This is a genomic window from Frigoribacterium sp. PhB107, assembly GCF_003751515.1.
Lineage (GTDB): Bacteria > Actinomycetota > Actinomycetes > Actinomycetales > Microbacteriaceae > Frigoribacterium.
In genome coordinates this window covers 1-14,365 of the sequence record NZ_RJKU01000002.1, presented here as the reverse complement: position 1 = coordinate 14,365, position 14,365 = coordinate 1, and the positions used below count along the sequence as shown (strand labels likewise).

Sequence of the window (14,365 nt, the reverse complement as noted above, 5' to 3'; positions counted from 1 at the left end):
CCTAGGGTCGGAGCATTCCGTCGGCCCGGGGCTCGCAGACGGCGCTCAGCGACCGGCCTGCGAGCCGGGTCAGCGACGAAGGAGGCGCGCAGCCAGCGGTCGCGCCCGGCGGATCACCGGGGCGGTCAGGTCGGTCAGCTCGGGCAGGCGGATCAGCGCGAGGAGGCCGAGGTACACCGCGGCCATGACGAGCCCGGCGACGACGACGGTCAGGATGCCGGCGATGCGGCCCGAGTGGGCGAATCCGTCGGGGGTGAAACCACCCAATGCGGTCACGACGACGAGCCCGACGGCACCGGCGACCAGCGAGAAGAAGGCGAACTGCAGGTAACGGCGCAGCACCCACCGACCGTCGATGCCGCCGAGCCGGCGCTTCACGAGCACGAGGGCGACGATCGTCTGGGCCGAGCCGGCGACCGAGGTGGTGATCGCGATGGCGACGGCGATGAGCTCGTCGGGGACGACCGCCGACGAGATCAGCGTGCCGACGACGAAGATGCCCGACTGGACGATCTGCATGAAGAACGGCGTGCGCTGGTCGTGCAGGGCGAAGAAGACGCGCTGCACGACGAACAGGACGCTGAAGAGCACGAGCCCGGGCATGAAGCCGAGGATGACCTGCGCCATCTGGCTCGCCCCGGTGAAGGTGCTCTCGAAGAAGCTCGCGAACGGGTAGGCCACGACGCACATGGCCACCGTCGCGAAGACCATGAACATGCCGATGGTGCGGAGCGACTGCGACAGGTCGGTGCGCACCGCGCGCAGGTCGCCGCGGGAGGCGTGCCCGCTCATGCGCGTGAAGTAGGCGGTCGCGATCGAGACGGCGACGATGCCGTGGGGCAGCATGAAGAGCAGCCACGAGTTGGCGAGCACGGCGTTCGAGGCGCCCGTGCCGCTGCCCTCGGACGCGACGCGGCTCTGCACGAGGCCGGCGAGCTGGGTCACGAGCACCATGCCGAAGAGCCAGCCGGCGGCCTTGCCGGTCGCCCCGAGGCCGACTCCGCGCCAGCGGAAGTCGGGACGGAACGACAGCCCCGCACGTCGCCAGAAGAGCAGCAGGAAGCCCGCCTGCGCCAGGACGCCGAGGCTCGCCGTGCCGGCGAGCAGAGTGATGCGGCCGGGGGTCCAGACGTCGACGACCGAGTTCTCGGCCGAGCCGCCGAAGAGCACCATGAAGACGACCAGGCCGGCGATGGCGACGACGTTGTTGATGACCGGGGCCCAGGTGAACGGCCCGAAGACCTGGCGGGCGTTGAGCACCTCGCTGAGCAGCGAGTACATCGCGTAGAAGAAGATCTGGGGCAGGCACCAGTAGGCGAACGCCGTGGCGAGGGCGATCGCGTCCGAGGTGTAACCACCTTGACCGGTGGACCCCGCCTGTTGGGCGTAGATGCGCACGAGCAGGGGCGCGAGCAGCGTGCCGACGAGGCCGACCGCCGCGAAGACGATGGTGCCCAGCGTCACGATCTTGTTGATGAAGCGCTGGCCGCCGTCGTCGTCCTGGGTGGCGGCACGCACGATCTGCGGCACGAGCACCGCGCTCAGCAGGCCGCCCGCGATGAGGGCGTAGATGTTGTTCGGCAGCTGGTTCGCGAGGGCGAACGAGTCGGCCGCCCGGCTGGCCGACTGGCCGATCGCCGCGGCGAGCACGGCGGTCTTGACGAAGCCGAGCACCCGGGACACCATCGTGCCCGAGGCGAGCAACACGCTCGCGCGGCCGAGGCCAGCCTGCTGTGCGCTCACGAGCTGACACCCGTCTCGGTGGTGTCAGGTCGGACACCGGTCTCGGTGGTGTCGCTGCCGGCGGCACCGGCTGCACCGGCGGACGTCCCTGACGCCGCCTCCTCGCGCGCGAGACGCCGCTTGCGGAACGTCCGGTAGATCCCGCCGCCGAACAGCACCAGGAACCCGACGGCGAACACCCACGTGATCGCGGTCTCCCAGCCGGCCTGCACCGAGATGGACACGGTGGACGGCGTCGAGATGGCGACCCCGGTCCCGCTGACGAGGCTGAGCGACACGTCGACGGTCCCGTTGGCGACGGACTGCACCGGGACGCGGACACGGGCCTGCGAGTCGGATGCGACGGTCACCTCGATGCGGTTCTGCTCGACCGAGAGCAGCGAGTTCGACGGCTGCACCATCAGGTACACGGTCGCCGCCGACGAGGTCGAGTTCTGCACGTAGAGCGGCAGGGAGGTGCGGTCGCCGAGGATGGAGAGGTCGCTGCCCTGCACGATCGAGACGAGCCCCGACGTGGCGGCGGACTCCGCGTCGGCCGCCTCGACCTCCGCGGCGAGGCCGTCGGGGTTGTCTCGCCAGGCGTGCGAGGCGAGGGCGAGCGTCCGGAGGCGCGCGGGACCCGTGACGGTCTGGGGCTGGGCCAGCGCGGTGGAGAAGTCGGAGACGCGGCGGTCGGCCGTCGCGAGGGTGCGCATCAGGGCAGCGCGCGCGTCGTCCTCGGGCTCGTCGACGACCGTGGCGGCGGTCGGGGCGCTGGCCACCGCCTCCTGCAGGGTGCTCGGGGCGGACCACGGGAGGTCGCGCAGCGCTGCGAGCGTCCGTGTCAGGTAGGCGCTGTCGGGCGACCATCCGCGGCCGAGCGTGGCGAGGAGCGTACGGGCGTCGCTCGGCCGCTCGCGGGCGACGGTGGCGACGCTGGCGGAGAGCTCGGCCATCGCCGTGGCCCAGGCCGCGTCGTCGGAGGCGCCGGCCGCGTCCGAGAGGAGCGTCGAGAGCGTGTCGTCCGAGACGAGCCCCGCCGTGGCCCCGAGCTGCGTCGCCGCGTTCTCGGTCGCCCCGGTCGAGACCTCGACGTTCGAGCTCGACAGGATCGTCGAGGTGTACCCGCTGGCGGCCAGGACGTCGAGGTCGGCGGCGACGACCGTGTCGGCCTCGGGCCACGCGACGCCGGTGGTCGACCAGGGCCAGCTCAGCAGCGACTCGGTGGTGGGCAGGGGCGGCGCGGCCGAGGGGTCGTCCGCCTGGCCGGTGCCGCTGCCTCCGGTGCCGGTGCCGGTTCCGGTACCTCCGGTGCCGTCGGCGCCGTCGGCGCCGCCGTCGGCGGGCGGCTCGACGGCCGAGGGGTCGGACGTGCCGCTCGACGACGGCTCGGGCGTGCCGCTCGGCGTCGGCTCGGCGAACAGCGTCGGGTCGATCAGGGCGTCGAACGAGACGGGCGTCGGGATCGGCGTCGCGCCTCCTTGGCTCAGGCCTGCGACGTCGGCGTCGGCGTACGCGAGCGGGAACATCTCGAGGCCCGACCGCTGCAGCTGGTCGAGCCAGTCGAGGGCGGAGGGCGGTGCCGAGGTGCCGAGCAGCCGGACGGAGGCGATGATCATGGGGTCGACGGCCACCGCGGCCTGCGTGCCCTGCACGGCCCTCAGCTGCCGCGTCAGGGTGCCGTCGATCGAGGTGTACGCCGAGAGGGCGCTCGCGTCCAGCACCCCGTTCTCGGTCTCGGGCGTCGTGATCGGCACCGCGACGGCGACCTTCGTCGCCTGGAAGCTCTCGGCCGGGAACCAGGCGACGCTGCTGCGCGCCTGGGCGAGCTGGGCCCCGTCGTCGTCGACCAGCCGGGCCCCGAGCGCCCGCGCGCCCCAGCCGTAGCCGCCGAGCGCGACGGTCGCGGCCGGCACGGTCACGGAGCCGACGGTGCGCGACTGCCCCGACGGGACCGCGGGCACGTCGACGCGCGTCAGGGAGGTGCCGAGGTAGTCGCTCCCGCTCGTCGAGGCGGGCGAGAGCCAGCCGGCGAGCTTGGCGCGGGTGACGAAGGCTTGCCGGTCGAGGTAGAGGCGGGCGACGGAGGCCGCCAGGTCGTCCTCGGTCGCGTTCGTGACGACGACGTCGAGCACGAGGTCGCGGTCCGGCACGAGCACGCCCGACTCGGCGGGCGCCAGGGAGAGCGTGACGGCGTCGTCGGGAGCACTCGAGGCGGCGGCGGCGGCCGCGCGGGCGGGCGACGCGCCCGACGACCCGAGGCCGAGCCCGACGACCACGACGAACACCGCCGTCAGCGCGGCGAGCAGGGCGTGGAGTCGTCTCATAGGCAGGGTGCGGCCGGCGCGGGACGGCCGACGAGCATGCCGAGTCTAGGCAATCGAGACCATGCGGTCGCGGTGGGCGCCCCGAGACGCGACCGACGACGGACGGCCTCAGCCCTGGGGAGGAGGCGCCCGCCGCCCGGTGCGCCGGGCGCACTGTGGCAAAGTGGTCGGTCATGGACACCGTCGCCTCCGCAGTCGAGCGACTGGACCGACTGGCCGCCGCTCCCCGCATCGAGAAGCTCGCCGCCGCGTTCGCCGCGGCCGGCCACGAGCTCGCCCTCGTCGGCGGCCCCGTCCGCGACGCGTTCCTCGGCCGTCGGGTCAACGACCTCGACTTCACCACCGACGCCTCCCCCGACGAGATCCTCGAGATCGTCGTGCCCCTCGCCGAGGCGCACTGGGACGTCGGTCGCCAGTTCGGCACCATCGCCGCCCGCGTCGACGGCGAGGTCGTCGAGATCACGACGTACCGCAGCGACGTCTACGACGGCGAGACCCGCAAGCCCGTCGTCGAGTTCGGCGACACCCTCGAGGGCGACCTCGTGCGGCGCGACTTCACCGTCAACGCGATGGCGCTGCGGCTGCCCGAGCGGGTGCTCGTCGACCCGTCGGGCGGCGTGGAGGACCTGCTGGCCGGTCGTCTCGCGACGCCGGGCAGCGCCGTCGACTCGTTCCGCGACGACCCGCTGCGCATGATGCGCGCCGCACGCTTCGTCGCGCAGCTCGGCTTCTCCGTGTCGGACGAGGTGCGCGAGGCGATCTCGGCTCGCGCCTCCACCCTGTCGATCGTCTCGGTCGAGCGCGTGGCCGACGAGCTCTCGAAGCTGCTCCGCACCGACACGCCCCGCGACGGCATCCGGCTGATGGTCGACACGGGCCTCGCCGACCACGTCCTGCCCGAGCTCGCCGCGATGCGCCTCGAGATCGACGAGCACCACCACCACAAGGACGTCTACGAGCACAGCCTCACGGTGCTCGACCAGGCCATCGGCTACGAGCGCGAGCGGCACCCGGGAGAGGCGCCCGACCTGACCCTCCGGCTCGCCGCGCTGCTGCACGACTGCGGCAAGCCCGACACCCGCAGGCTCGAGCCGGGCGGGGTCGTGACGTTCCACCACCACGACGTCGTCGGGTCGAAGCTGGCCCGCAAGCGCCTGCGCGCCCTCCGGTTCGACAACGACACGACCAAGGCCGTGTCCCGCCTGATCGAGCTGCACCTCCGCTTCTTCGGGTACACCGAGGGCGCCTGGACCGACTCGGCGGTGCGCCGCTACGTCCGCGACGCCGGCGACGAGCTCGAGCGCCTGCACATGCTGACCCGCGCCGACGTGACGACGCGCAACAGGCGCAAGGCCGACCGGCTCGGCTTCGCCTACGACGACCTCGAGGCCCGCATCGCCGACCTGCGCGAGCGCGAGGCGCTCGACTCGCTCCGGCCCGACCTCGACGGCGACGACATCCAGCGCGTGCTCGGCATCTCCCCCGGCCGCGAGGTCGGCGAGGCGTACCGGTTCCTGCTCGAGCTGCGCACCGAGGAGGGGCCCCTCGGCAGCGAGGTCGCGACCGACCGGCTGCTGGCCTGGTGGGCGGCGCGCGCCTCCTAGGCCGTACTGTCGGGTCGTGCGCACCCGACCCAGCTCCGTCACGATCGCCGCCGCCGTCTGCGTCGTCGTGGTCGCCGGCTCCGCGGCGGGCATCGCCGCCTTCGGGGCCTCCCACTCGTCCGAGGGCGCGACGGCGTCGCCCGGCCGCGACGGTCGGACGACCGTCACCGTGCGGCTCTGGGACGAGGGCGTCGCCGCCGGCTACGAGAAGTCGTTCGCGACCTTCGAGCGCGACAACCCGACGATCGACGTGGACGTCGAGGTCGTCCCGTACGCCGAGTACGCCGCCGACCTCGGGTCGGACGTCGACGACGGCAGCGCCCCCGACGTCTACTGGCTGAACAGCGCCGCGTACGCCGACCAGGCCGAGGCGGGCGACCTGCTCGACGTCGACCGGGTGCTCGGCGCCTCGGCGCACCGCGCCTGGAGCCCCGAGGTCACCGAGCAGTACACGCTCGACGGCCACCTGTGGGGCGTGCCTCAGCTCAGCGACGGCGGCGTCGCGCTCTACTACAACGCCGACCTGCTCGCCGCGGCGGGAATCGACCCCGCCGCGCTCGACGAGCTGACCTGGGCGCCCGGTGGCGGCGAAGGCGACACCCTGCTGCCGGTGCTGGAGCAGCTGACCCTCGACGCCCAGGGCCGCAGCGCCGCCGACCCCGCCTTCGACGGCACGCCGGTGCAGTACGGCTACAACGCGGGCGAGGACCTGCAGGCGATCTGGCTCGACTACCTCGGGTCGAACGGGGCGAGCCTCGAGGACGCGACGGGCACCTCCTTCGAGCTGGACACGCCGGAGGCGCAGGCCGCGTTCCGGTACGTGGTCGACCTGGTGCAGCAGCACCGGGTCGCTCCCCCGGCGTCGCTCACGAACGCCGACCCGGACTACAGCCGCGACCAGTTCACGTCCGGCCACATGGCGCTGTTCCAGTCGGGGCTGTACAGCCTGGCGCCGGTCGCGGCCGGGTCCGACTTCACCTGGGGGGTCGCGCGCATGCCCGCCGGCCCCGAGGGCCGCGTCAGCGTGTCGAACGGCATCGTCGCGGCCGGCAACGCCCACACGTCCCACCTCGACGCCACGGCGCGGGTGCTCGCCTGGCTCGGCTCGACCGACGGCTCCCGCTACATCGGCGCCGACGGGGCGGCCGTGCCCGCGGTGCTCGGCGCCCAGGCCGCCTACTACGAGCACTGGTCGGACCAGGGCGTCGACGTGGCGCCGTTCTTCGACGTCGTCTCGTCGGGGCGCTCGATCCCGGCCCCGACCGGCATCTGGGGCGACGCCGAGCCGGTCGTCGACCCGGTGCTCGACGAGATGTTCCTCGGCACGACGACGGTCGAGGAGGCGCTGGCCAGGGCCCAGGAGCTGGCGACGGCCACGCTCGAGGACGACCCCGGCGAGGGCGGGCGCGGGACGCCTCGCTGATCGGACACCTCGCTGATCGGCGCCGGGCTGCCCCGGCGTCGGGCTGATCGTCCTGCGCTGGCCGCTGGCCCGGCATTGTGCGGGGCGGGGCGACCGGCTACGCTGGGAAGGTTGCGTCTGCCCCCGGGGGGCGCGGCGTCATGAACACCCTCCTGCTGCAGAACGTCTGTAGCCGCGAAGTCCGAAGGAGGTGGGTTAGTCATGCACCAGTACGAACTGATGGTCATCCTGGACCCCGAGATCGATGAGCGCACCGTCGCCCCGAGCTTGGACAAGTTCCTCAACGTCATCCGCAACGACGGCGGCACGATCGACAACATCGACATCTGGGGTCGTCGTCGTCTCGCCTACGAGATCAAGAAGAAGACCGAGGGCATCTACGCCGTCGTCAACATGACCTCGAACTCGGCCGCCACGGTCGAGCTCGACCGTCAGCTGGGTCTCTCCGAGGCCGTGCTCCGCACCAAGGTGCTGCGCGCCGAGGAGGCCATCGCGATGGTCGCCGAGGCCAAGAAGCTCTCGGACGAGAAGGCTGCCCGCAAGGCCGCCAAGGCTCCCGCCGCTGCTCCGGCCGCCGCTGCTGCACCGGCCTCCGCCGGTGCCGCGACGCCTGCCGGCTCCGCGACGCCCGCCGCTCCCGCTGCGCCCGCCGCACCGAAGGCTGCCGAGTAGCCGATGGCAGGCGAGACCGTCATCACAGTGGTGGGCAACCTCACCAGTGACCCCGAGCTGCGCTACACGCAGAACGGGCTCGCGGTCGCGAACTTCACCATCGCGTCGACCCCCCGCACGTTGGACCGCGCGTCCAACGAGTGGAAGGACGGCGAGGCGCTCTTCCTCCGTGCCAGCGTCTGGCGCGAGTTCGCCGAGCACGTGGCGTCGTCGCTGACGAAGGGCTCGCGCGTCATCGTGCAGGGCCGTCTGAAGCAGCGCAGCTACGAGACGAAAGAGGGCGAGAAGCGCACCAGCTTCGAGCTCGACGTCGACGAGATCGGCCCCTCGCTCCGCTACGCGACCGCTCAGGTCACGCGTGCGGCCTCGTCCCGCGAAGGCGGCGGCGGTGGGTCCTTCGGGGGCAACCGCGGCGGCCAGCAGGGCCAGGTCGGCGGCGGCCAGCAGTCCGAGCCGTGGGGCCAGTCCGCACCGGCTCAGGGCGGCGGCCAGCAGGGCGGCGGTTCCCAGGGCGGCGACGTCTGGAACACCCCCGGCGGCGGCGGCACCTACAACGACGAGACGCCTTTCTAGGCCTCGTCGCACCTCACTTCTTCTTCATCTGAACTCGAAAGCAGAAAAACAATGGCTGGAAAGAGCAGCGGCGACCGCCGCAAGCCCCTCCGCGGCAAGGGCGGCAAGAACGCCGCTCCCGCGAAGGCGATCCGCGTCGGCGTCATCGACTACAAGGACGTCGCGACCCTCCGCAAGTTCATCTCGGAGCGTGGCAAGATCCGCGCCCGTCGCATCACCGGCGTCTCCGTCCAGGAGCAGCGCCTCATCGCCCGTGCCGTGAAGAACGCCCGCGAGATGGCGCTCCTCCCCTACGCCGGCTCCGGCCGCTGATCAGCGGCGAACGGAAGAGAGAGCAACCATGTCCAAAGTGATCCTCACGCACGAGGTCTCCGGCCTCGGCTCGGCCGGTGACGTCGTCGACGTCAAGAACGGCTACGCCCGCAACTACCTCGTCCCCCAGGGCTTCGCCGTGGCGTGGTCGCGCGGTGGCGAGAAGCAGGTCGAGCAGATCCGCACCGCCCGCGAGACCCGCGAGCTCAAGACCATCGAGGAGGCGCACGACCTCAAGGCCCGCCTCGAGGCCCAGAAGATCCGCCTCACGGTCAAGACCGGTGCCGACGGCCGCCTGTTCGGCTCCGTCCGTCCTGGCGACGTCGCGGACGCGGTCAACGCCCAGGGCGTCGCGACCATCGACAAGCGCAAGGTCGAGATCCCGACCGCGATCAAGCTCGTGGGCGACCACGAGGCGACCCTGCGCCTCCGCGAGGACGTCGTCGCGACGATCACCCTCACGGTGGTCAGCGCGAAGTAGTCCCGCGCTGCGTCAGCAGCCAGCACCACCGCAGCACAGCAGAGCGGCGGCCCCCTCGGGGGTCGCCGCTCTTCTGCGTGCCCGGGGGGCGCGTCAGCCGGCCCAGGGTGTGCTCGACAGGGCCGACTCCTCTGAGCGCAGGCCTTGATGCTCCGTTCCGGACAAGATGCACCCGCGTGCCGTGTCATCTCGTCCGGAGGGCCGCACGGAGGGCACGAGGTGGGCCAGCAGGGGGCCGCAGGAGGCGGGGAACGGCCCCCGAACAGAGGGTTACGTCAAGCTGAACGCGACCTGCGCTCGTACCGGGTGCCGCGCCTCCTTGTCAACTTCTCTGTGCACAGCCAGAAGTCAAATCGGGACTCTCAACCCACGGTTCAAGGAACTTTCTACACACAGGCTGAGCGAAAATAAAGTCCAGGTCAGAGGCGCCTAGTCGGCGTGAAGTATCTGTTTGTCCACAGGACGATCCACAGTTGTCAACAAGCACCCCCGGCGTTTCTCACCGGTTCTCCCCAAAGTTATCCACAGGTGCATTTGCTGTGGAGAACTAGGTGTCCATAAGGTGTACCGCGCTCGTCAGACGGGGGTCGCGGGGGCTCGGCACGGGGATGTCGGCCGCTCGCTGTAGAACCGTCCTGGACGACGTCCGTCGCCGTCCGGCACGCACCCGAACACCCTGCAGGAGGTCCCATGTCGATCGCTCACCTCGGTCTCGCGAGCGGCACCTCCGGCGACAGCGACCGGCAGCCGCGCAGCGACCGCGGCGGCATGGGCACGGGCATGGACAGGGTGCCCCCGCACGACCTGTTGGCCGAGCAGAGCACCATCGGCGGCATGCTGTTGAGCAAGGACGCGGTGGCCGACGTCATCGAGACCGTCCGCGGCATGGACTTCTACGTGCCGAAGCACGAGGTCATCTACGACGCCATCCTCGGCCTGTACTCGCACGGCGAGCCCACCGACGTCATCACGGTGAGCGACGAGCTGATGAAGTCGGGCGACCTGTCGAGGGCAGGAGGCGCGGAGTACCTCCACACGCTCACCGGCGTCGTGCCCACGGCCGCCAACGCCGGCTACTACGCGTCGATCGTCGCCGAGAAGGCGGTGCTGCGGCGCCTGGTCGAGGCCGGCACCCGCATCGTGCAGATGGGCTACGCGAGCGAGGGCGAGGTCGTCGACCTGGTCAACAACGCGCAGGCCGAGGTCTACAACGTCGCCGGGGGAGTCCAGACCGAGGACTACGTGCCCCTGAACGAGGCCGTGACGGTCGCGATCGACGAGATCGAGGCCGCCAAGGGCCGGGACGGTCAGATGACCGGCGTGCCTACCGGTTTCGCGCAGCTCGACGCGCTGACGAACGGGTTCCACCCCGGTCAGCTGATCATCGTGGCCGCGCGACCCGCGCTCGGCAAGTCGACGCTCGCGCTCGACCTCGCCCGCGCCGCATCGATCAAGCACGGCCAGGCCTCGGTCTTCTTCTCGCTCGAGATGGGGCGCAGCGAGATCGCGATGCGCCTGATGTCGGCCGAGTCGAGCGTGCCGCTGCAGAACATGCGCAAGGGCACCGTCGACGCCCGCGACTGGACGAACATCGCGCAGGTGCGCGGTCGCATCAACGACGCGCCCCTGTTCATCGACGACTCGCCCAACATGACTCTGGTCGAGATCCGGGCGAAGTGCCGCCGGCTGAAGCAGCAGCACAACCTCAAGCTCGTGGTGATCGACTACCTGCAGCTGATGACCTCGGGCAAGCGCGTCGAGAGCCGTCAGCAGGAGGTCTCGGAGTTCTCGCGTGCGCTCAAGCTGATGGCGAAGGAGCTGCAGGTGCCCGTGATCGCGCTGTCGCAGCTGAACCGTGGCCCTGAGCAGCGTGCCGACAAGAAGCCCGCGATCAGCGACCTGCGTGAGTCCGGCTCGCTCGAGCAGGACGCCGACATGGTCATCCTGCTGCACCGCGAGTCCGCCTACGAGAAGGACAACCCGCGCCAGGGCGAGGCCGACTTCATCGTCGCCAAGCACCGCAACGGCCCGACGGACACGATCACCGTGGCCTTCCACGGCATGTTCTCGCGGTTCGTCGACATGCCGAGCTAGCCGCAACCCCGTCAGTCGAGGGCCACGCGGGCGTGCAGCCCCAGACGGTCGAGGAACCTCTCGTCGTGGCTGACGACGACGAGGCCGCCGCGCCAGGCGGCGAGCACGTCGACGAGGTGGTCGGTCGTCGCCATGTCGAGGTCGTTCGTCGGCTCGTCGAGCACGAGCAGCTGGGGGACCGGATCGGCGAGCACGAGGCCCGCGAGGGCCACGCGGAAACGTTCTCCTCCGGACAGCGTGGCCGTCGTCCGGTCGACGACTGAGCCACGGACGAGGAGACGCGCGAGGGCGTTGCGCAGCTCACGGTCGGGTACGGCGGGGGCCGCTCGGGCGACGTGCTCGAGGACGGTGTCGTCGTCGTCGAGCAGCCCGTCGCGGCGCTGGGGCAGCCAGGCGACACGTTCGGTGAACGACGTCGCCCCCGTGTCGGCCAGGGGGTGCGGCCGCGCGCCGGGAGCACTCACGAGCTGCTCGAGCAGCGTCGTCTTGCCCGTGCCGTTCGCACCGACGACCGCGATCCGCTCCGGCCCCTGCAGCACGGTGGTCCTGCCCCGCACGGTCAGCTCCGCGAGGCGTCGCCCCGCCGGGATCGCCGGATCGGGCAGGTCGACCCGGACGGCGTCGTCGTCCCTCACCGCTCGTGAGGCGACGTCGACCTGGTCCCTGGCCCGCGCCTCCGCGTCCCCGTGACCCGAGCGCAGCCGGCCCGCGGTCGCTTCCGCCTTGTTCCTCCTCGCGTGGGCGATGATCGCGGGCATCGACTCCGCCGAGCGTCGACCGGCCTTCGCCCGACGCGCGATCGTCGTCTCGGCCTCGATGCGCTGACGCCGCTCGGCGCGCAGCAGCTGATCGGCGTCGCGGAGGTCGCGCTCGGCAGCCGACCGCTCGACGGCCAGGCGTTGCTCGAAGTCGGACCAGGTCCCTCCCGAGGTGCGCATCGAGCCGTCGCGCAGCTCGGCGATCTCGTCGACGTGCTCGAGCAGCTCGCGGTCGTGGCTCACGACGACGAGCGTTCCGCGCCAGCGATCGACGAGGTCGAGCAGCAGCCCGCGCGACCGGAGGTCGAGGTCGTTCGTCGGCTCGTCGAGCACGGCGACGGGCCGTTCACGCAGCCGCACGCCGGTGACGGCGGTGAGGACGGCCTGCCCGCCCGACAGGGTCGCGACCGGACGGAGCAGGTCCCCGGTGTCGAGGTCGAGCCCGACCTCGCTGAGGGCGGCGACGGCCCGGGCCTCGAGGTCCCAGTCGTCGCCGAGGGCGTCGAAGTGGCGCGGATCGGGGTCGCCGCCGAGGATCGCGTGCAGGGCGTCGAGCCGCGGACGGATGCCGAGCAGGTCGGCGACGGTGTCGTCGGGTCCGCGACGGAGGCGCTGCGGCAGCAGGTCGACCGGTCCGGTCGTCGAGACCCTCCCGCCGGTGGGGGCGAGATCGCCCGTGACGAGGCGGACGAGCGTCGACTTGCCGGCGCCGTTGGACCCGACGAGGCCGGTACGGCCCCGCCCGAAGGCCGTGGTGACCCGGTCGAGGACGACGGCGCCGTCGGGCCAGGCGAACGAGCAGTCGGTGAGGACGACGGACGGTGAGGGCGTGGTGGTGCTGGAGGCGGAGGGCACGGTGCTCCCGGGGTGGTGTCGGCGCACGACACCACCGCGCTCCCGGCCGGAGGCGGGGGCGTCGGCCTCGCCCGGGTCAGCGGGCGGGCACGGGCGGAGTCAGTGCGAGGGCAGCTGCTGCGTCGTGGACGCAGTACCGGTGCTGGTGCGCAATGGGCCGTCTTCCGTGCGGGGAGCCCCCGTGTCCGCGAGCCGTCCGGTCGGCCGGTGAGGTGGCCGCACCGACGTCGCGGCTCGCGACGAGGTACGCGCCGATGCTAGGCGCAGGGTGCGAGGCCGCGCAAGAGAAGGCGGCCTGAGCTGGCTCGTCGTCGACCGAGGTGGGGGTGCGAGAAACACCCGAGACGGGACAAGATGTCCAGGGGCCCCGGGGCATCTCGTCCCTTTCCGGGTGTTTCCCGGAGGGGAGCCGTCATGACCAGGACCACCTGGGCGGAGGTGCCCACCACGGTGCGCCGTGCACTCGAGGAGGCGTTGGGCGACCAGGTCGAGGAGGCGGCGAGCCAGCCGGGAGGGTTCTCCTCCGGCAGCGCCGATCGGCTGGTGCTCCGCAGCGGACGGCGGGTCTTCGCGAAGTCGGTGAGTCGATCGCGGAACGCGGGCACCCACGAGCTGCATCGGCGGGAGGCGATGGTCGTCCGGGGTCTGCCCGCGTCGGTGTCGGCACCCCGAGTGGTCGCGACGGTCGAGCAGGACGGCTGGGTCGTCGTGGCGTTCGAGGACGTCGACGGCCGGCACCCCGGGCCGGAGGACACGACGCTCGTGCTCGACGCGCTGGCCGGCCTGCCCCGCATCACCGAGGCCTCGCTACTGCCGCGCCTCTCGAACGAGCTCACGCCCGACTCCACGAGCTGGGAGCGCCTGAGCGAGGCCGGGGTGACCGGAGAGCTCGAACCCTGGACCACTGCGCACCTCGACCAGCTGCGCGACGCCTCTGCGCAGCTCCCGGGCGCAGCGGCGGGGGAGCACCTGGTGCACCTCGACTGCCGTGCCGACAACTTCCTCCTCGACGCCAGCTCGCGCGTGTGGCTGGTCGACTGGCCGTGGGCCTCGGTCGGGGCGCCGTGGTTCGACTCGGTGACCTACCTGCTCGACGTGCTCGTGCGCGACCCGCGCAGCGACGTGGAGGGGCACCTCCTGCACGACTCCCTGCGGGAGGTGCCGCCGGAGGCGGTCGACGCGGTCCTCGCCGGCCTCGCCGGTTCGTGGACGGAGGCGATGCAGACGCCCGCGCCGGCGGACATGCCGACCCTTCGGGACTTCCAACGGCGAGAGGCTGCGGCCGCCCTGGGCTGGCTGAGGCGGCGCTGGGCCTGAGGCTCGCCCGGGCGCACGGAAAAACCCCATCCAGCTCACGAAGCGGGATGGGGTTCCACCGGGATGCCGGCCCTACGAGGTACGGCGCAGCACCGGCGTGGTCGACACCGTGCGGGAGAGGAGCTCTATGAGCCCTACTCGGTGGCGACGGTGATCTTCGCGACGCCGACGAGCATCTCGTCCTGGACGGCGTCGGTGTTGAAGGTCTGGTTCAGCAGGGCGGCGGC

10 protein-coding genes and 1 pseudogene are annotated in these 14,365 nt (G+C 72.0%); 8 read left to right on the top strand and 3 right to left on the bottom strand.

The features are described from left to right. Positions 1–69 precede the first annotated feature (69 nt). Together murJ and EDF18_RS08120 are read right to left on the bottom strand one after the other, a co-directional pair. Positions 70–1,743, bottom strand: a complete 1,674-nt coding sequence (gene murJ, locus EDF18_RS08125; protein WP_233569069.1) for a murein biosynthesis integral membrane protein MurJ — start codon at positions 1,741–1,743, stop codon at positions 70–72. Then, the gene (locus EDF18_RS08120) at positions 1,740–4,049 is read right to left on the bottom strand and encodes a DUF6049 family protein (RefSeq protein WP_123547388.1); all 2,310 of its coding nucleotides are present in this window, start codon (positions 4,047–4,049) and stop codon (positions 1,740–1,742) included. Before EDF18_RS08120 ends, murJ begins: the two co-directional genes overlap by 4 nt. Positions 4,050–4,222: 173 nt before the next feature. Here EDF18_RS08120 and EDF18_RS08115 point away from each other — a divergent pair, with 173 nt between their 5' ends. The 7 genes and pseudogenes from EDF18_RS08115 to dnaB all read left to right on the top strand — a co-directional run bounded on the left by EDF18_RS08115 (position 4,223) and on the right by dnaB (position 11,208). Next, entirely contained in the window at positions 4,223–5,653 is a 1,431-nt protein-coding gene (locus EDF18_RS08115; protein WP_123547387.1) for a CCA tRNA nucleotidyltransferase, read from the top strand. Positions 5,654–5,669: 16 nt separating this feature from the next. After that, positions 5,670–7,076, top strand: coding sequence for a sugar ABC transporter substrate-binding protein (locus EDF18_RS08110; RefSeq protein WP_123547386.1), 1,407 nt, complete (start codon positions 5,670–5,672; stop codon positions 7,074–7,076). Positions 7,077–7,277: 201 nt separating this feature from the next. Then, positions 7,278–7,640, top strand: a pseudogene (gene rpsF, locus EDF18_RS08105) (30S ribosomal protein S6); the annotation flags it as partial. Positions 7,641–7,751: 111 nt separating this feature from the next. Continuing rightward, the gene (locus tag EDF18_RS08100) at positions 7,752–8,321 is read left to right on the top strand and encodes a single-stranded DNA-binding protein (protein WP_123547384.1); all 570 of its coding nucleotides are present in this window, start codon (positions 7,752–7,754) and stop codon (positions 8,319–8,321) included. Between the two features lie 51 nt (positions 8,322–8,372). Then, positions 8,373–8,633, top strand: a complete 261-nt coding sequence (gene rpsR, locus EDF18_RS08095) for a 30S ribosomal protein S18 (RefSeq protein WP_055964231.1) — start codon at positions 8,373–8,375, stop codon at positions 8,631–8,633. Between the two features lie 28 nt (positions 8,634–8,661). After that, positions 8,662–9,114, top strand: coding sequence for a 50S ribosomal protein L9 (gene rplI, locus EDF18_RS08090; RefSeq protein WP_123547383.1), 453 nt, complete (start codon positions 8,662–8,664; stop codon positions 9,112–9,114). Between the two features lie 690 nt (positions 9,115–9,804). After that, positions 9,805–11,208: a replicative DNA helicase gene (gene dnaB / locus EDF18_RS08085; RefSeq protein WP_123547382.1), complete on the top strand. Its 1,404-nt coding sequence runs from the start codon at positions 9,805–9,807 to the stop codon at positions 11,206–11,208. 11 nt (positions 11,209–11,219) lie between these two features. Here dnaB and EDF18_RS08080 read toward each other — a convergent pair whose 3' ends face one another. Beyond that, on the bottom strand, positions 11,220–12,821 hold the full coding sequence (locus EDF18_RS08080; RefSeq protein WP_123548248.1) for an ATP-binding cassette domain-containing protein: 1,602 nt from the start codon (positions 12,819–12,821) through the stop codon (positions 11,220–11,222). Between the two features lie 414 nt (positions 12,822–13,235). On the opposite strand from EDF18_RS08080, the gene EDF18_RS08075 reads away from it, so the two are divergent. Then, positions 13,236–14,138: a phosphotransferase gene (locus tag EDF18_RS08075; protein WP_123547381.1), complete on the top strand. Its 903-nt coding sequence runs from the start codon at positions 13,236–13,238 to the stop codon at positions 14,136–14,138. Positions 14,139–14,365 lie beyond the last annotated feature (227 nt).